The following is a 17,459-nucleotide window of genomic DNA, read 5'->3' on the forward strand; positions in this document are numbered from 1 at the left end:
GTATTATTTTTATATGCCTTTATTGTGGGATTGAATTTGCTGGGTTACCCGCGCTCCTAGTTCTGCCGAAGCTTGGTGGAGGTATCCTAAGACGATATTTTGCGTTTCGTGCGAGATGCCGGCGAGGTCAGCTGAAAGGTTGCTTACCAGGTGGTCTTGCTGTACCGAATCCAAAGCGCGATAATATTGGCCAGCTTGCGTGAAGTTATCCGGTTTGGGTATTTCGGAACGCGTAAGACGCCCTTGGACATATTCGCCGTTACCGCTGGTCACAAGGGAAGCGGGAGTCCAGTGTTGTTGATGATTGATCGGAACTTTGCGGTAATCAGGTCCCATTCTATAGCGCTGCGAGTCCCCGTAAATATTGGCGCGGCCTTGCAGCATCTTATCATTCGATAACTCGGCGCCTTCCAGCAGATTAGAAGGGGAGAAGGCGATTTTTTCAACTTGTTCCATATAGTTATCGGGATTACGGTTCAATACGAGACGGCCAACCGGGAGCAAAGGATATTGCTGCTCGTCCCAGATCTTCGTATCATCGAGCGGATCATAAGGGAGTGCAGCTTCATCCTGAGGGTTCATAAGCTGTACATAAAGTCCGTATTCAACGGTTTTTCCCGCTGCAAGCGTGTCATACAGATCTTTGCCCGCGTAATCGGGATTGTCGCAAGCGAGCTTAGCAGCCTCATGACGATCGATATATTGGACGCCTGCCAACGGAATCCAGTGATATTTTACGTAGGAGCGCACGCCTTGATCATTTCGCCATACGTACGTATTTACACTGTGGCCCGGGATGTGGCGGAGACTTTTGACCGTTCCTCTATCCGAGTATAGCCATACGAGAAAGTTGGTCGCCTCTGGCGCTATGGCTATGAAACTCCAAAATCGCTCGGGATCCATCAGATTGTTAACGGGCGATGGCAAGAAGGCTTTGATGGACTCGGGAAAGCGTATCGCGTCACGTACTAGAAAAACGGGAATATGATTGCAAAGCAAATCGAAAACGCCATGCTCGGTATAAAACTTCGTGGAAAATCCGCGCACATTGCGAGAAGTGTCCGGTGTACCTTTGTTGCTTACGGCAAGGGAAAACCGTACCGTAACGGGAACCTGCTGTCCAGGCTGCTGCAAAAAGCAAAGCTTCGTATACGGAGCCATGGAATGAACGGTTTGAAAGTATCCGAAAGCGCCATAACCTTTGACGTGGACCGGTCTTTCCGTAATTTTCGTATGTACAAAAGTTTCGAGTGTTTCGTGCAAAATATGATCTTGTTCCAATACAGGTCCTCGGTCTCCGACCGTCTGCGAGTGAAAGGGGGCTGGTATATCGCCCGCCCGTGGAGAAGATTTATGATTGTCTTCCATGATCCGAACCTCCCGAAAAAATTTCAATCCCCTGATCCTTGCTATCCTATTCTCGGATGGCATCTATTAGTACAAGATAAGGGGAATGAAATTAGAGTTGTTCTAAATATCGTATAAACCAACTTTACGGATCGTTCAAATCAAGGGTTTTGATCGAAAAATCGTACAAAATCATCGGCTGCGTGGATGGATTAGCTACTTTTGTATGATAAATCGTATAAGCTTTGACAGTTCACCTCTTGTTTAACTGGCTTTATGTGAAAAATCATACAAAATTGAGATCTGGAGTAACGTTAATCCTGCTTAGACAGTTTATCTTGCGCAAGCCGAATCATTTCCCGAACCATTGAGCCGCCGATTTTGCCTCCGATATGCCCTGCATCTTCGGTTGATAATTCACCGTTGTAGCCTGGCTGGAGCGGGATGCCGAGCTCCTTGGCAACCTCGAATTTCACATCGTCTGGTCGATTCGAATTAACGGCGTAGCCTTCGCGCTTCATAACATCGGCTTTGAACGCTTGCATGGCTTGCTCCGCACCGGGTACTGTATATCTTCTTCTAGCCATTATGGACACTTCCTTTCATTTTGCTTGTAGTGTGCCCTTATGATCGGAAGTTGATTAAAGCTTCTGCAATTGATCGACAATGGCGTGAGGCTCAAGCCGCTGCATGAAATCCGGATTCGCATAAGCGAAGCGGATGAGGCCGGTTGTATCGATGATGAATGTCGAAGGAATGGGGAGAATCCAGCGGTCGGTTGCATTATAATCGGTGAGATTCACTTTGAGTGTATTTGCCATCTTATGCTGCAGGGCAGAAGGAACATCGAATAATACGCCATAACGGTCGGCTGCTACGCCGTCCGTGTCGCTGAGGACGTGGAAACGAAGGTCCTCTTTCTGCTGCTGCGACAGCGTATTGTCAGGGCTTTGCGGACTTAAGGCAATTAATTGAGCGCCCAGTGCCTCTATATCGGGCAGAATGCTCTGATAAGCTCGAAGCTGCAGATTGCAGAAAGGGCACCAGCCTCCGCGGTAAAAGGTTAATACGGCGGGACCTCGTTCAAGCTGTTCATACAGGTTTACAGCAGCACCTTGCGCATTGTTAAGCGTAAAATCTTGCGCTTGCTGCCCTTCCTGTAAGCCGTAAACCGCTTCTGATTGCTTCTGCTCGACCATTAGGCGATAGATTTCATCCTGAACGTCTGCAGGCACTTTAACTGTAAACTGTTTTTTAGCTTCGTCCAGCATCTCGCTAAGTAACATAGGTTATTCTCCTCCTGTACATTCATTTTTGGGAAAAGATACCGATCGGTATTTTTACATTAGCATAGCAGCTTCCTACCACGCAAGCATAATTTCCTTTGGTATAATGAAGCTAATTAGGATTCGCAAGCGCAAAGGGGATTGGACATGCTTAAGGGAGAAAACACCCGCAAACATATTATTGCGAAGTCCGCCGAGCTGTTTAACCAAAAGGGTTATGCAGGTTCTTCCTTGTCGGATATTACAGAGCTGACGGGCATCAAGAAAGGAGGTATTTACCGCTACTTCACCGGCAAGGACGAAATCGCCATAGAGGCTTACCAATATGCGGGAAGTATCGTGAGCCGCACCATCAATGAGGCGCTTGATGAACAATCTACGGCGATGGGCAAGCTGCTCGTGTATCTAAGGGTGTATGCGAACGTAGTGGAAGATCCGCCATTTGTAGGCGGATGCCCGTTGCTTAACCTAGCTACGGAGAGCGATGACAGCCATCCGGTCTTGCGTGCGAGGGCGCGTCAGGGGATGGACAACACGTTGGATACGATGAAGCGGATCATCGCGGAAGGTGTTGAATCCGGAGAGTTTAAGGCAGAACTGGACATCGAGGCATTAGCAACCTTCACGTTGTCCATAATGGAAGGCGGCATCATGCTCAGCAAGCTGGAGGGCGACAATCGGCATGTCCGCATGAACATCGAAACCTTGTCGGCCTACTTGAAGGGAATGTGCTTACGCAGTCAACCTTCAATGTAAGGTGATTTGCTCCGTTATGAGCTTCATCAGAAGCTTCTTCGAGGCAGATATATATTCATCTTTGCGCAGCTGAAGCAGGCCGACCTGAATGGTCGATTCGTTCATCTCTACTTCAACCCTCACAACATCGGGCGGTAGGAGCGTCGAGTCGAGCACGACCCCAACGGCAGTCGTTTGTCTTATAAAATAAGGGATGGCGGAGATCTGATTGACCGTGCTTAGAGCGGCAGATCTCGCGTAGCGAGATAATTGCTTTGCTATCCGCAGGTGATATAGACAGGTACGACCTCCGATAACGATTGGGTAGCCCAGGAGCTCCTCGAAAGGAATGCTGTTTCGATCGCTTAAGGGATGGCCGCTGTTCACAACAAACGCAATATGCTCATTATAAAGCGGTTCGAAGCGGAACGGAGTCGGGTCCGGCGGCTCGCCGCAGAGCGCGAAATCCAGCTCATCTTGCAGAATGGACTGCGAGAGGGAATCGGTATTTCCTATGACGAAATGACAGGATAGGTTTGGTTTTAAAGCTTGAAATTCGCGCAAAGCATTTGGGAGCACGGAGGTCATCATACTTTCAAGCGCCCCAACCCGCACTTCGCCGATCTCCTCCTCCGACAGCGCCTTTGCTTGTTCAGATACGTAGTTCCAATGGGCAATAAGTCCATCGATCTCATCCGCTAACACTTTCCCCGCATCCGTAAGCTCCATATCCCATCCCCGTTTGAAAAGCTGCAAGCCGAGCTCCTTCTCTAGTCGTTGGATCTGATTCGTTATGGTTGACTGCGCATAATTCAATTTCTCCGCCGCACGAGTGAAATTGCCTTCTTGAAGGATCGTTCTGAAGGCAGTCAGTTCTTTTAAGTCCACTATTCGCACCACCTATATCGATATTATTGAATGAGTTTATCATTTTATTCAATTATACAAATGAAGATGCGAGGATTACAATGGTGACATCATCTTGGGGGAGGGTTATTCATGCCATTCATCAGAGTCAGTTACCGTGAAAAGCAATACGAATCAAAGCAGCTCGAATCGATAAGCAAAACGATTATGAACGCGCTCATTCAGCACTTCCATGTGCCGGTAGACGATTGTTTTCAGGTGTTTCATGCGCATAAAAGCAGTGAATTCGTCTATGACACGAACTATTTGGATATCGAAAGAAGCGACAGATTGCTCTATATCCAGATCACGCTTAAATCCGGAAGAACGATTCAACAGAAAACGAGCTTCTATACGTTACTGGCAGAGCAATTATCGATTGTCGTTGGCATTAGGCAAGAAGATGTATTCGTTGTCCTTGTCGGCACGGAATTCGAAGATTGGTCGTTTGGCAACGGCCAAGCCCAGATGCTTGAGTGCAAAAAAATGGCTGCAACGAACGTCCGCGCATCGTTAGGAGAACTTGCGCCTGCCTTCGTCGACTATTCGGAAAACGTACTTTTCGGAGATTTATGGAAGAGAGAAGGGCTGTCGCTGCGGGACCGCAGTCTCGTTACGTTATCCGCATTAGTTGCTAGCGGACAGACCGAACAACTGCCGTATCACCTTCGATTAGCGATCGATCATGGATTGACCCGCGAGGAGATCATCGAAGCGATCACGCATCTTGCCTATTATGCAGGCTGGCCGCGCGCGGCGTCTGCCCTGGAGACGGCGAAGAATGTGTTCCCTACTCTACCAGTATTTTAGCGATGATTAATAGTAGTATCCTTGGTATAATTCCACGATTGGAATAATCCGAGGAGGATTACAAATCTCGTGAAGCTTATTGTAAGTAAATTCGTAACCGTAGCAATCGCTGGCTTTCTAGCGGCGAGCACATTGTCGCAGGCAGCATCTGCCGCCGCGAAGGCGCTGCCGTTTGATGATATTAGTACGAGCTATGCACGCAATGAAATCATAGATTTATATAATAAGAAGATTATTAGCGGTACATCGGCTACGAGCTTTTCGCCCAAGAAGTCGATTACGAGAGCTGAGTTTATTACCGTTCTGGATCGTCTGCTGAAGCTTGAGCCTGTGACAAGCCCGGTGTCTCCTTACACGGATGTCGCGAAGAGTGTCTGGTATTACGGCTGGATACAAGCGGCTGTTCAGCTTGAGCTTGTCAGCGGCACGTCTGCTACGGCTTTCGCCCCGACGAAGCCCGTTACCCGCCAGGAGGCGGCCGTCATGATTGCAAGGGCGCTCAAGCAGACAGGAACTGTGGCCGCGTCCAGTTCCGCTTACAAGGATCAAGACCAAATTGCCGAATGGGCAAGCTCAGCTGTAGCTTCGGTGAGCGGGCTAGATCTAATGAAAGGCGATGAAACCGGCAGCTTCCGGCCTTCGAATCCGATTACGAGGCAGGAAACGGCCGTCCTTCTGGCTCGCGTGCTGAAGCAGGCAAGCTGGGCGTCGGAGCTTGAGGCTAAGCCTGACGAACGTATTGTATTGGGGTGGCAGTATGGACAGACGACTGCGCAGTACCAGAGTAATATTCTAAAGTCGAATGTGAACACGCTGTCCCCTCGTTGGTATTTTGTGGGGAGCACGGGTGCTGTATCGGATGGGACGGATGCCGCCCTTGTCACATGGGCGAAGAAGAACGCCAAGAAGGTTTGGGTCATGGTCGGCAACCGCTCCGATCAAGAGGCTACTCATCAATTATTATCTAGCGCGTCTGCAAGAACGAAGGCGGTTGATGCGCTGGGCGCCCTTGTAAACAAGTATGGGCTGGATGGACTTAATATCGATTTCGAAAACGCAGCTCCGGCTGACCGCGCGTATTTCACAACGTTCGTGACGCAATTAGCCGTTAAGCTTCATGCGCTGGGTGCCGTGCTGTCCGTTGACGTCTCGCCCGATCTAGGCACCGACTGGACCGACGCATTCGATTATGCCGCGCTCGGCAAGCAAGCCGATTACATGGTATTGATGGGTTACGATGAGCATTACGGCGGCAGCTTATATCCCGGTCCGAATGCTTCTCTTCCGTATGATCGGGGCGCAATTCAGACACTGACGAAAGTCGTGTCAAGCAAGAAGGTCATACTGGCGTTTCCGTTCTATAACCGCGACTGGTCGTTAAACTCGAATGGCACGGTTGCGTCCTCCGCTTACGTTTCGTTGACCGAGCAGAACCAATTATTGTCCAGCTATGCGATGAAGCCGATATGGAATCCGACTTTGGGGCAATATGTGGCCAGCTATACGAAGGGATTGATTAATCATACGATATGGATTGAGGACGGACGCTCCTTGATCGCGAAGTATCGATTGGTCGTGCAGAACGGTTTAGCGGGCGTTGCCTACTGGCATATCGGCGGCGAAAGTTCGGATATATGGGCCAGTCTCAGAAACGCAGAGAAATATGAAGACTATGACTTCGGCAGCACCAATTGAAGTTGCTTCATAACAAAAAAGCACGTTCAGCGCCCTTAAGCGTCGAACGTGCTTTTTGCTTTTATACGGTCGTTATCTCCACTTGTGCAGGCTGCAGTCCGCGAGACGCCGCTTTCACAACGATTCGTCCCGGCGCCTGTTGCGTTCGAATGTAGGCAAGAAGCTTGCCGTTGAACGCTTTTCTGGATTTGGAGCTATACGGCGTGAGGTCCTGACTATCTCCGTTCTCGATGCCGATGATTTCTCCCGGCCCATCGACGGACAGCTCGATCAAATCATCAGATCCGTATACAAAACGACCTTCGCTGTCGGTCACCTGGATTTCGACATGGGCAATATCTTCGCCGTCTGCCTTCAGGTCCGAACTATCCACATGCATCGCGATCTGCTCCGGCTTCGAGACGGTACGAAGCATACACGTATATCGATTCCCGTCAGCACCTTTGGCAACAGCTTCTAAGATCCCCTCTTCATAGGCGACTTCCCACGTTAAGTAGAGCTTCGGAGCATCGATAAGATGTTTTATGCCGAGCGAACGGCCATTAAGGAAGAGCTCGACTTCTTCGCAGTTCGTATGGCAGGCGATCTTAAGTTGATCACCTTCCGCCCAGTTCCAATGGGGAACGCCGCCTGCCCACCTTCCGCGGGCTCCATGCTCGGAATTGTCCACTTTCATTGAAGTAAGGTGGACCATTGGTTTGTCGCTCCATAGACTTTGACGATAGTAATAATTCGATTTTTTAAACCCGGCTAGATCCATGAATCCGGCCTGCGCGACTCTAACGGGCCAGCCCTTCGCTTCTCCCAAATAATCGATGCCGGTCCATATGAATTGGGCGCTTATATAGTCATTGTCCCTGACGGCTAGCCATGCTTCCAAGCTGGAGCTGTTCTCGCTGCCGAGGGTTACTCTGTCCGGATATTTCTGATGATCCTCCTCATAGAATTGCTCTTTGTAATTGTAGCCTACTACATCGAGGGCATCCGCATAGCCGGTCAGATTGGACAACTCGGGAAACGCAAGCGCTGCCGTCACAGGCCTTGTCGTGTCGCATTCTTTGACGTACTTCGCGAGGCGTCTCGCAATCGTTGCAAGCCTCTCGGCGTTCGGTTTATTCGGATCGTATTGTCTTTCCGCTGCCGGTTTGTTGGCATCGTTATTGCCGGTCATCGTCTCGAAGTACGGATGGCAATACGGATCATTCGGATAGTCGACTTCATTGCCGATGCTCCACATAATGATGGAAGGATGGTTGCGGTCCCTCAGCACCATCTCCTTCAAGTCGGCTTCGCCCCATTGCGGAAAGTCCTCGTAATAGCCAAAATGCTTAGGCGGATATACATTGTGGCCGGTTGACCACTTGTTCTTCACGCCTTCCCATTCGTCGAACGCTTCGTCGATGACGAGGAATCCCATGGAGTCGCATAAATCAAGCAAATTCGGCGCCGGCGGGTTATGGCTCATGCGAATCGCATTGCAGCCCATCTCTTTCAGGGCCGTAAGTCTGCGAACCCATACTTTCGCGGGCACTGCAGCTCCGAGGCCGCCTGCGTCATGGTGCACGCATACGCCTTTCATTTTCATATTGACGCCATTCAGGAAGAAGCCTTTGTTAGCATCGAACTGGATCGAGCGAATACCGACAACGGTCTGTACCTCGTCAATCAGCACGCCGTCCTTGCTAAGCTCCGTACGCAACGTATACAGGGAAGGGCTATCCGGCGACCATAGCTTCGGATTATCGACAACAATAGTCGCGTGGCCTTCCGTCCCCGATTCGGCAAGTACGGTCCATGCATCAGTTGCTTGCCCGATGACTTCTCCGTCACCGTTCACTAGCACATTCGTCACTTGTATCGTCTCGTCCTGGAGGGCCTCATTAGACAGTCGAACTTGGACGGCTACCGTCGCTTGCTCCGAGGAGACGTCCGGCGTCGTTGCGAATACGCCGTATTGATCGATGTGAATCTGATCCGTAACCGTTAGATAGACGTCCCTGTATATGCCCGAGCCGGTGAACCATCTGGAATCCGCGATGTCCTTATGATCCGCCTTTACCGAAAGGACATTGTCGATATCTCCAAAAGACACACAGTCCGTAATGTCATACGTAAACGTGCTGTAACCGTAAGGTCTCTTCCCCAAATAATAGCTGTTGCACCATACCTGGGCGTTGTTATAGATACCCTCGAAGGTGATATATACGCGCTTGCCCTGCAGATCTTGCGGCAAATCGAACCTTTTTCGATACCATCCGATACCGCCGGGCAGGTAGCCGGTTCCGCTGGAATGCTCCTCGGAAAATGGTTCTTCGACGGACCAGTCATGAGGCAAGGTCACACTCCGCCAGCTTGCGTCGTCGAAGCCTTTGTACCATGCGCCAGGCTCGTCGCCTCTATGGAACTTCCAATCCAGATTCATCCGTTCAATGCGTCTTCCTTTGCTCATCGTCAGTCTCCTTTTCGCTTCCTAAGCTGTAGGAACTCTTATATTAGGGACATTCACAAAATTGCTCATCATAAACAGTTCTTTGTGATGGCTGCGCTTTCATTATAAGGTTATAATGAGCATGGGAGAATATCGCATATTGCTATAAACATGGACAAAATTGTTGTCGGAGGACGAAGCATGATCAGTATATCGGGTAATGCGATGAGAGAGTGGCATGAGTTCGGAGTGGCGAATACGGATTGTTTTCTAACCGTGAACTGCTGCGGCTACCAGAAGCTGATGACGAAAAACTTGGAGCGCAATCGCGATCAAGGCAGAGTGGATTATCAGCTCATCTACATCGTCAGGGGGAAGGCCGTGTTTCGCTTCGGCGAAGTGGAGATAGAGGTGGGCGGCGGACATATGGTCTTCTATGCGCCGGGCGAGCCGCAAAATTATTGTTATTATGCCGAAGAGACGACGGAGGTTTATTGGATTCATTTCAGCGGGCATGCCGTTCACGATTATTTGGAGCAATTCGGGCTGCTCGGCGAGCCCATTCATGATATAGGCATGATGGATGAGATCGTCGCTTTGTATAACAAAATCATCTACGAGCTGAATACAAATAAGCCGCTGAGCGGCCATGTGACAACGGCCTACCTTCTGGAGCTGCTTGCGCTGCTCGGGAGGAAGCTCCAACACGCGGAGGAGCATCACAAGGGGAGACAGCATGCGGATATTACGATGATTATTGGCGTTATGCACGAGAGGTACAGCGAGCAGCTTGTCATTGCCGATCTAGCGAGGCAGATCAGCCTTAGTCCCTTCCGGTTCATCCATAAGTTCAAAGCCGTAACGGGTTCGACGCCGCTTAAATATGTGACCGATATCCGCATGAATGAAGCGAAGAAGCTGCTGTCGGAGTCTTCTCTTCATGTGCGGGAAGTAGCATCTATTGTCGGGTACGACAATCCGCTTTACTTCAGCAGGATATTCCGAAGCACGGTTGGTTTACCGCCTAGCGAATATAAGAAACAGTTTCAGTAGGCGATTAGGTTGGATGATTTCCAATCAAAACAATGACAAGCATCATGACATAGGAATATCCCGTTTCTACACGAAAGGACTGTCTCAAAGGTAAAGTGAGACAGTCCTTTATTTTACATTTCAGTTATACAAGCTGCACGTAGAACGTTGTCGTCTTGCCCAGTACGCTCTTCGCGTAGATTTTGCCCTTGTGCTGCTCGACGATCGACTTCGCGATAGCTAGCCCAAGGCCGTAGCCGCCTTGCTTGCGGGATCTCGAACGATCGACGCGGTAGAAACGGTCGAAGATGCGATCCAGATGCTCGGGGGCGATCCCTTCGCCTGTATTCGTCACCGCCAGCTGAATATCGGTGGCGCGCTTCTTGAGCGCCAGTATGATCAAGCCTTGGCTTCCGGCATACTTGATCGCATTATCGAGCAATATCATAACGACCTGCTTAATCTGCTCGCCGTTGCCGCTCATAACGAGCTCCGGTTCGATCTCATAGCTGAGCTCTATATTTTTTTCGAAAATGACGGCTTCCATCGTTAGAATTACGCTCTCGACAGCTTCGCTCAAGTTGAACGGCGTGTAAAGCATTTTCTCCCTTGAATCGTCGATTTCCGTCAAATAGAGAAGATCATTGGTCAACGTCTTCATACGTTCCGTCTCCGACTTAATATGGTGCAGCCACTTCGCTTGCTCGCGTATCGTGTCGTCCCGATTGGCGAGCAGGACATCCGCATTCGTGTTAATAACCGCAAGCGGCGTCTTCAATTCATGGGAAGCGTCGGCGATGAATCGCTTCTGCTTGTCGAACGCCTCCTTAACAGGGGTGATGGAACGATTGGCGAAATAACGGCTTGTGAAGTAAATGACGATGAGCATCACCAGCGCGACCGCAAGGAACGTATAAATCAGATTCGTCAAGATCGTCTGCTGAGCCGTAACATCTAGAAATACGATGTTATAGCCACTCATTGTATTCTGCACCGAGAAAGCCCACTCGTTGCCTTCCAAGCTGAATTGGCCTCGATCCGAGCTCGAAGCTCTGACTTTATTAATCGCATCCGTATAGAAAGCTTCATCCATATCGAAACGCGAATCCGTTGCGGTCATATTCCACTCCTCGTCTGTCTGAAGCGAGAAGGAGACGGTGCGATCAGGCTGCCACATCATATCTTTGTCTTTGCCTCCATGAGGAGGCCCGCCGTCGCCGTCAGCGTGCGGCTCGCCGCCCATCATGCCGTCTGACGGCTTGAAGAAATCGGATACCCGATTAAGATCCATCGTAATATCATTGCGCACGTTCCGGTACGTGATGGTGTAGATCGAAGCAAAGGCGATGAGCATGATAATCGTAATAATGGCCATATTCACGACGAGGAATCGATTGCGCAGTCGATTGAACATTAGGAAGTCACCTCAAGCACGTAGCCTACGCCCCGGATCGTATTGATCTTCACCGTCGATTGCAGGAAGCCCAGCTTCTTCCTTAGAAACGAGACGTACACCTCCACGTTATTATGTTCGACCTCCGAATCGAAGCCCCAAAGCTTCTCGATGATCTGCTCTTTGGAGGTAATTGCGCTTTTCCTCGAGACCAGCAATTCCAACAGCTCGCTTTCTTTCAGAATCAGCTTAAGCTCTTTGTTCTTGCAGGATACCTTCAAGGTCGCCGTATTTAATTCGATATCGCCGAACTTAATCGCATCATCGGGCACGACCTCGCCCTTCCTCCTTAGAGCTGCCCTTATTCTTGCCAGCAGTTCTTCCGTCGAGAACGGCTTGGCGACATAGTCGTCGGCCCCGTAATCAAGTCCGGCGATCTTATCGGACGTTTCTCCCTTGGCGGTCAGCAGGATCACGGGCGTCGCCAGCCCCTTTTCCCGAATCGTCTTCAATATCGTAATGCCGTCCATTTCCGGAAGCATAATGTCGAGCAGCAGCAGATCGTATATTCCGCTTAGCGCGTTGTCGAGTCCCGATTCGCCGTCATGCACGACATCGACGGAGTAATTGTTTTTCTTCAATATTTGGGACAGCGCCTCCGCCAGATGAACTTCATCTTCTACTATTAATAAACGCATTGTTGTTTCCCCCTTAACCTCTATGAAAGCTGACCAGCAGCGTTATGTCTTTACTATAGGAAGCGAACCTTTAATTAACCTTAATCGTACCACAGGTCGATTGTTAAGAAATGTTTAAGATTCATTAAAGGTTCGTTTTCTAAGATACAGTCATGGAAGCGGCGATGCATTCGCCACAAGAAAGAGAGGAGCGTGCGGGCCGATGGCGATTGAGGTGTTCAACCGTTACGAGAGCAAGTACCTAATGGATAACCAAGCTTTTCATATGATTTATAACCGTTTGCTCGAATATATGGAACCTGATGAACACAACAAAAACGAAAGATTTTATTCAATCAGCAACATTTATTACGATACCGAGCACGATACGCTCATCCGCAACAGCTTGTCGAAGCCGAAGTACAAGGAGAAGCTCAGAATCAGAGCATACGGCGTACCGGAGGCTAACGCAAAGGTATATTTGGAGCTGAAGAAAAAGGTGTTCGGCTTGGTGAACAAGCGAAGGACTTCGCTGAGGCTGAACGAGGCATATGCATTCGCCGGAACGGGCGCTGTGCCTGAGCTTCAGCCGTATATGAATAAGCAGGTGATGATGGAAATCGAATACTTTTTGCGGCGTTATGATCTACAGCCCAAAGTGTACTTAGCTTATGACCGACTTGCCCTATTTTGCAAAAACAGCCGCGATCTTCGCATTACGTTCGACACGAATATCCGGTCAAGACGTTACGATGTGAGGTTGGAAGCGGGAGATTACGGCGAACAGCTGATGGAGGAGGGACAATGGCTCATGGAGGTAAAGGCGGAGAAGACGATTCCGCTTTGGTTGTCCCAATTGCTGTCCGAGCTTGGCATGTATCGAACAAGCTTCTCCAAGTACGGCAATGAATATAAGAAAACGGTACGTTACGGTATTGGACAAAGAACAAAGGAGAGTATTTTAATATGATCGAATCCCTATTCGCCGCTTCGACGGCAACGGAATTAACGTTAACAGACGCTTTGCTTACGATTTTTATTTCCATCGTTTTAGGCACGATGATCAGTGTTACCTATATGAAAACGCAAACGGGCTATACGCAAAATTTTGCTTTGACGCTGATCGTTCTGCCTATTATCGTCGCTATCATTATTCTTTTGATCGGTAGCAACATTGCCCGCGCCTTCAGCTTAGCCGGAGCGTTCTCCATTATTCGGTTCCGAAGCGCGCCTGGAGATCCGAAGGATATTGCGTTCGTGTTATTCACGATGGCTGCCGGTCTCGCCTGCGGTGTCGGATCATTCGCTTACGCAGTCCTGTTCACGGTCGTTATGTGTGCCCTGATGTTTGTCCTTAAGGCTATCAAATTCGGCTCCAAGAAATCGACGCAGAAGCTGCTTAAGGTTACGATCCCAGAGGATCTAGGGTACGAGGAAGCGTTCGAGGAGTTGTTCCATATGTTCGACATTCCTTATGAGCTTCGCAAAGTGAGAACAACAGAGCTAGGCAGCCTATATGAGCTTGTATACGCGGTGACGATTGATCACCTGATGAATCAGAAGGAATTTCTTGACGCTGTCAGAAGCAGAAACGGCAACTTAGACGTGACGTTGACGATGGCTCCGACGGTGTCGGATTACTAACCCGAAACAAAGAGAGGAAGATGAACAATGAAACATCCATGGAAAATAAAACTGGGAACACTCTTATTATGTGCGGCGCTGCTCGCTTCATGCAGCAACAATACAGGCAGCGCAGCTAATGACGGAACCGAGGGGACAGCGGTGACCGCGACGACGGATTCCGGCGATACCGCCGCGGCTGAGCTGGCCGGTGTCGATCTGACGGAGCAGGTCGAGTATGAGGAGGATGACGCTTATACGGATTGGACAGCGGGCGACTCGGTAGCCATTGCGCTGACCGGGACAGGCGCGACGATTAGCGGTGAGGGAGCAACGGTCGACGGAGGCAAGATTACGATTACAGCTGCGGGCACTTACGTGGTTAGCGGCAAGCTTGAAGAAGGACAGCTTGTCGTCAATGTGCAGGATAAAGGCGTCGTTCGTCTCGTCTTGAACGGAGTCGACATTCACAATAGCAGCAGTTCGGCCATTTATGTTGAAGAGGCAGGCAAGACGATCATTTCGCTTCAGGAGGGTACGGAGAATACGCTGTCCGATGGCGAGACTTATGTATATCCGGACGCAACGACTGACGAGCCGAATGCGGCGCTGTTCAGCCATGATGATTTGACGATTAACGGCACGGGTAAGCTCGCGGTACAAGGAAACTTCAATAACGGCATCACGAGCAAGGATAAGTTGAAAATTACGGGCGGCACGATTGACATTACGGCTGCCGATGACGGACTCATGGGCCGTGACCTCGTTGCTGTGAATGACGGCTCGATCACGATTAAGTCGGAGGGCGATGCGGTTAAGACGACGTACGATACCGATACGACCAAAGGTTATATCGTTATCGAAGGCGGCTCATTTAGTATCGATGCCGGCGATGACGGCATTCACTCCGAGACCGCAATTGCGATTGCAGGCGGCAAGGTTGATATTACTCAAAGTAACGAAGGCATCGAAGCCCCGACGATTGCAATCTCGGGCGGTGAGACAAGCGTAGTCTCGACCGATGACGGCATTAACGTAGCAGGCGGAGACGCAGGGACGGCAGCCGAGGGAGGGGGGGCTAATGGAGGTGCTCCAGGATCGGGAGCTTCTTCTTCGAACATGCTGGTCATTAGCGGCGGCTACCTGAGCGTTGATGCTGCTGGCGACGGGCTCGATTCGAACGGCTCGGTTCAGATGAGCGGCGGTACAGTTATCGTGAACGGCCCGACCAATAACGGCAACGGATCTTTGGATTACGACGGTTCCTTCGTCATGACGGGCGGCTACCTCATTTCTGCCGGCAGCTCAGGCATGGTGCAGGGGACGGCTGATACTTCGACGCAGCCAGGCATCCTAATGACGTTTACAGCTGCGCAGCAAGCTGGCACCTTGGTCCATCTGGAAGATAGCGACGGCAACGCGATCATGACATTCGCGCCGTCMAAATCGTATCAAGCAATATTCATCAGTTTCCCTGATTTGAAGCAAAACAGCTCGTACACGATCTATTCGGGCGGCACATCGACAGGCACCGAAACGAACGGCCTGTACGAAGGCGGCACATACGAAGGGGGAACGAAAGTCGTATCCTTCGAGAATGCCACGATTGTTACTTGGGTGAATGAATCAGGCGTTACCGAAGCGCAAAGCGGAATGGGAGGCCCTGGCGGAAGAGGCGGCGGTGGCTTCGGCGGCGGCGGACAACGCGGCGAAGGAGGCGGAGATCGGATGCCTCCGGACGGCGAAATGCCGCAGGATGGCACGATGCCGCAAGGCGGAGAGCCTCCGCAGGACGCTGCAGCTCAGTAAATAGGAAATGCGAAAAGCCCTTTACCTGCCTTGATGGCGCGGTGAAGGGCTTTTTTTCTATGGCAATGTTATAGTGGCATTTTGGGCAACTAATATTGGGCTTACATATAAACAGCTTCATATAGTTCGATTTCGGGCCGCTAAAATGGAGGTTTTGGACTTTTGATCAGAAAGTGGCTAATTAGTTTGACGAAATGCCGCTAAACGCTAGCTTGTTCACCAACCAACCTATTTAGTTCGACGAAATGCCGTTATATGTGAGATGTCTATTTCTTGCCTCTGCGTACTTTAAGCAGCTTGCCCTTAACGGTAGTGTCCTTCATCAGCTCAAGCACGAGAGGACCTTTGCCGTTCAGAATCTCAACATCGGATACATGATCGAGAATCGTAATGATCCCGATATCGTCCGCAGACACACCGTCAAGCTTGGCGATCGTTCCGACAAAGTCGACGGCGCGAAGCTTTTTCTTTTTGCCGCCGTTGAAGTTAAGCTTCATGATCTGCTTGCTCAACTGCTCGCGCTTATCCTTCTTGAGCTCCGGTCCGATATTGATCTTCTGCTCGAATTCATCTCTGCGTCGCTCCACCGCTTCTTCGGACGGGGCTTTCACTTTCGAAATCTCGAAACCGATATAAGCCTCGATATCTGCTAATCGACTGTAATCTCTAGGCGTGACGAACGTAATCGCTTTGCCCGTCTTGCCGGCTCGTCCGGTACGGCCTGTGCGGTGGACGTAGCTTTCTTTTTCCAACGGAATATCATAGTTAATGACATGCGTAATGTTCGTAATATCGATCCCTCTGGCAGCTACATCCGTCGCAATCAAATAACGGAATTGCCCTCTTCTGAACGCATTCATGACCTCGAACCGTTCTTCTTGCTCCATTCCTCCGTGAATGCGGTCGCAAGGATAATCGAGTTCGGCCATTTCGCGGAATAATTGATCGACATGCTCCTGCGTACGGCAAAAAACGATGCAGCTGTCAGGGTTCTCGACGATAAGCAGATTTTGAAGCACAGCCAGCTTGTCCGCTTCCATCACCTGAATAAGGGCGTGCTCGATGGTCGCTGTCGTGAGGCCGCTTGCTTTGATCTCGATTTGGGCAGGATCGCTCATATATTTGCGCGACAGCTTGGCTACATCCTCTGGAAAAGTAGCGGAGAACAGCATCGTGACTCTCTCCCTAGGCAATGCCCCGATAATCGACTGAACTTGCTCGATGAATCCCATATTGAGCATTTCATCGGCTTCATCGATAACGAGATAGGCGATGCGATCAAGCGATAACGAGCCGCGTTCGATATGATCCAGCACGCGCCCCGGCGTGCCGACAACCATATGCGTTCGTTGTCTGAGCTCCGCCTTCTGCATATGGAACGGATGTTTCCCGTACAGAGGCGTTGATTTAATTCGCTTGAATCGGCCGATATTGGTCAAGTCCTCGTTAACCTGCACGGCGAGCTCCCTTGTTGGCGTCAGAATTAACGCCTGCGGCTTATTCTCGTTCCAATCGACGAGCTCGCAGAGCGGAATGCCGTATGCCGCTGTCTTGCCGCTGCCGGTCTGCGATTTGACGACAAGATCCTTTTTCTCCAGCGCAACGGGGATAACCTCCGTCTGGACCTCCGTAGGCTTCTCGTAGCCGAGGCCGTTCAGCGCCCTCATTATTTCCTCACTTAGTCCGTAATCCGTAAACTGTTTCTCGCTCATTGCTGA

Annotated in this window: 15 protein-coding genes; 7 read left to right on the forward strand and 8 right to left on the reverse strand. The window is 50.3% G+C overall.

The annotated features are described in order from the left end of the window. Positions 1–9: 9 nt before the first annotated feature. The 3 genes from AC1DF0_RS04710 to AC1DF0_RS04720 all read right to left on the reverse strand — a co-directional run bounded on the left by AC1DF0_RS04710 (position 10) and on the right by AC1DF0_RS04720 (position 2,633). Complete coding sequence (locus tag AC1DF0_RS04710) at positions 10–1,368, reverse strand: catalase (protein ID WP_477573217.1); 1,359 nt, start codon at positions 1,366–1,368, stop codon at positions 10–12. 293 nt (positions 1,369–1,661) lie between these two features. Further along, the gene (locus tag AC1DF0_RS04715) at positions 1,662–1,934 is read right to left on the reverse strand and encodes an alpha/beta-type small acid-soluble spore protein (RefSeq protein ID WP_442048607.1); all 273 of its coding nucleotides are present in this window, start codon (positions 1,932–1,934) and stop codon (positions 1,662–1,664) included. Between the two features lie 54 nt (positions 1,935–1,988). Beyond that, a complete protein-coding gene (locus tag AC1DF0_RS04720) occupies positions 1,989–2,633 on the reverse strand; it encodes a peroxiredoxin-like family protein (protein WP_442048608.1) in 645 nt (214 codons plus the stop codon). A gap of 147 nt (positions 2,634–2,780) precedes the next feature. On the opposite strand from AC1DF0_RS04720, the gene AC1DF0_RS04725 reads away from it, so the two are divergent. Next, the gene (locus AC1DF0_RS04725; protein WP_442048609.1) at positions 2,781–3,389 is read left to right on the forward strand and encodes a TetR/AcrR family transcriptional regulator; all 609 of its coding nucleotides are present in this window, start codon (positions 2,781–2,783) and stop codon (positions 3,387–3,389) included. Here AC1DF0_RS04725 and AC1DF0_RS04730 read toward each other — a convergent pair. Then, entirely contained in the window at positions 3,381–4,256 is an 876-nt protein-coding gene (locus AC1DF0_RS04730; protein ID WP_442048610.1) for a LysR family transcriptional regulator, read from the reverse strand. The two genes, AC1DF0_RS04725 and AC1DF0_RS04730, sit on opposite strands and share 9 nt — an antisense overlap. Before the next feature lie 111 nt (positions 4,257–4,367). Between AC1DF0_RS04730 and AC1DF0_RS04735 the strand changes: the two genes are divergently transcribed. Both AC1DF0_RS04735 and AC1DF0_RS04740 read left to right on the forward strand, forming a co-directional pair. Then, positions 4,368–5,084, forward strand: coding sequence for a tautomerase family protein (locus AC1DF0_RS04735; RefSeq protein WP_477573218.1), 717 nt, complete (start codon positions 4,368–4,370; stop codon positions 5,082–5,084). Between the two features lie 69 nt (positions 5,085–5,153). Further along, on the forward strand, positions 5,154–6,779 hold the full coding sequence (locus AC1DF0_RS04740) for an S-layer homology domain-containing protein (protein ID WP_477573219.1): 1,626 nt from the start codon (positions 5,154–5,156) through the stop codon (positions 6,777–6,779). A 61-nt stretch (positions 6,780–6,840) separates the two neighbouring features. Here AC1DF0_RS04740 and AC1DF0_RS04745 read toward each other — a convergent pair whose 3' ends face one another. Continuing rightward, positions 6,841–9,228, reverse strand: a complete 2,388-nt coding sequence (locus tag AC1DF0_RS04745) for a glycoside hydrolase family 2 TIM barrel-domain containing protein (protein WP_442048613.1) — start codon at positions 9,226–9,228, stop codon at positions 6,841–6,843. 180 nt (positions 9,229–9,408) lie between these two features. Between AC1DF0_RS04745 and AC1DF0_RS04750 the strand changes: the two genes are divergently transcribed. After that, positions 9,409–10,260, forward strand: a complete 852-nt coding sequence (locus tag AC1DF0_RS04750) for a helix-turn-helix domain-containing protein (protein ID WP_477573220.1) — start codon at positions 9,409–9,411, stop codon at positions 10,258–10,260. A gap of 124 nt (positions 10,261–10,384) precedes the next feature. Here AC1DF0_RS04750 and AC1DF0_RS04755 read toward each other — a convergent pair whose 3' ends face one another. Together AC1DF0_RS04755 and AC1DF0_RS04760 are read right to left on the reverse strand one after the other, a co-directional pair. Next, positions 10,385–11,653, reverse strand: a complete 1,269-nt coding sequence (locus AC1DF0_RS04755) for a sensor histidine kinase (RefSeq protein WP_477573221.1) — start codon at positions 11,651–11,653, stop codon at positions 10,385–10,387. Next, entirely contained in the window at positions 11,653–12,330 is a 678-nt protein-coding gene (locus AC1DF0_RS04760; protein WP_442048616.1) for a response regulator transcription factor, read from the reverse strand. Before AC1DF0_RS04760 ends, AC1DF0_RS04755 begins: the two co-directional genes overlap by 1 nt. A 202-nt stretch (positions 12,331–12,532) precedes the next feature. Between AC1DF0_RS04760 and AC1DF0_RS04765 the strand changes: the two genes are divergently transcribed. The 3 genes from AC1DF0_RS04765 to AC1DF0_RS04775 are packed head-to-tail and all read left to right on the forward strand — an operon-like array spanning position 12,533 to position 15,741. After that, the gene (locus tag AC1DF0_RS04765) at positions 12,533–13,279 is read left to right on the forward strand and encodes a polyphosphate polymerase domain-containing protein (protein WP_442048617.1); all 747 of its coding nucleotides are present in this window, start codon (positions 12,533–12,535) and stop codon (positions 13,277–13,279) included. Continuing rightward, positions 13,276–13,953: a DUF4956 domain-containing protein gene (locus AC1DF0_RS04770; RefSeq protein ID WP_442048618.1), complete on the forward strand. Its 678-nt coding sequence runs from the start codon at positions 13,276–13,278 to the stop codon at positions 13,951–13,953. Before AC1DF0_RS04765 ends, AC1DF0_RS04770 begins: the two co-directional genes overlap by 4 nt. Before the next feature lie 27 nt (positions 13,954–13,980). Next, entirely contained in the window at positions 13,981–15,741 is a 1,761-nt protein-coding gene (locus AC1DF0_RS04775) for a carbohydrate-binding domain-containing protein (protein WP_477573222.1), read from the forward strand. Between the two features lie 266 nt (positions 15,742–16,007). Here the strand turns inward: AC1DF0_RS04775 and AC1DF0_RS04780 are convergent, their stop codons facing one another. Continuing rightward, positions 16,008–17,453: a DEAD/DEAH box helicase gene (locus tag AC1DF0_RS04780; RefSeq protein WP_442048620.1), complete on the reverse strand. Its 1,446-nt coding sequence runs from the start codon at positions 17,451–17,453 to the stop codon at positions 16,008–16,010. Positions 17,454–17,459 lie beyond the last annotated feature (6 nt).

The organism is Paenibacillus sp. 05T425 (genome assembly GCF_056396205.1).

Bases quoted from the DNA above. Each gene is read 5' to 3' on its own strand.
- AC1DF0_RS04710 (WP_477573217.1), bottom strand. From the start codon at position 1,368: ATGGAAGACAATCATAAATCTTCTCCACGGGCGGGCGATATACCAGCC.
- AC1DF0_RS04720 (WP_442048608.1), bottom strand. From the start codon at position 2,633: ATGTTACTTAGCGAGATGCTGGACGAAGCTAAAAAACAGTTTACAGTT.
- AC1DF0_RS04755 (WP_477573221.1), bottom strand. From the start codon at position 11,653: ATGTTCAATCGACTGCGCAATCGATTCCTCGTCGTGAATATGGCCATT.
- AC1DF0_RS04725 (WP_442048609.1), top strand. From the start codon at position 2,781: ATGCTTAAGGGAGAAAACACCCGCAAACATATTATTGCGAAGTCCGCC.
- AC1DF0_RS04745 (WP_442048613.1), bottom strand. From the start codon at position 9,228: ATGAGCAAAGGAAGACGCATTGAACGGATGAATCTGGATTGGAAGTTC.
- AC1DF0_RS04780 (WP_442048620.1), bottom strand. From the start codon at position 17,453: ATGAGCGAGAAACAGTTTACGGATTACGGACTAAGTGAGGAAATAATG.
- AC1DF0_RS04735 (WP_477573218.1), top strand. From the start codon at position 4,368: ATGCCATTCATCAGAGTCAGTTACCGTGAAAAGCAATACGAATCAAAG.
- AC1DF0_RS04760 (WP_442048616.1), bottom strand. From the start codon at position 12,330: ATGCGTTTATTAATAGTAGAAGATGAAGTTCATCTGGCGGAGGCGCTG.
- AC1DF0_RS04750 (WP_477573220.1), top strand. From the start codon at position 9,409: ATGATCAGTATATCGGGTAATGCGATGAGAGAGTGGCATGAGTTCGGA.
- AC1DF0_RS04715 (WP_442048607.1), bottom strand. From the start codon at position 1,934: ATGGCTAGAAGAAGATATACAGTACCCGGTGCGGAGCAAGCCATGCAA.
- AC1DF0_RS04765 (WP_442048617.1), top strand. From the start codon at position 12,533: ATGGCGATTGAGGTGTTCAACCGTTACGAGAGCAAGTACCTAATGGAT.
- AC1DF0_RS04770 (WP_442048618.1), top strand. From the start codon at position 13,276: ATGATCGAATCCCTATTCGCCGCTTCGACGGCAACGGAATTAACGTTA.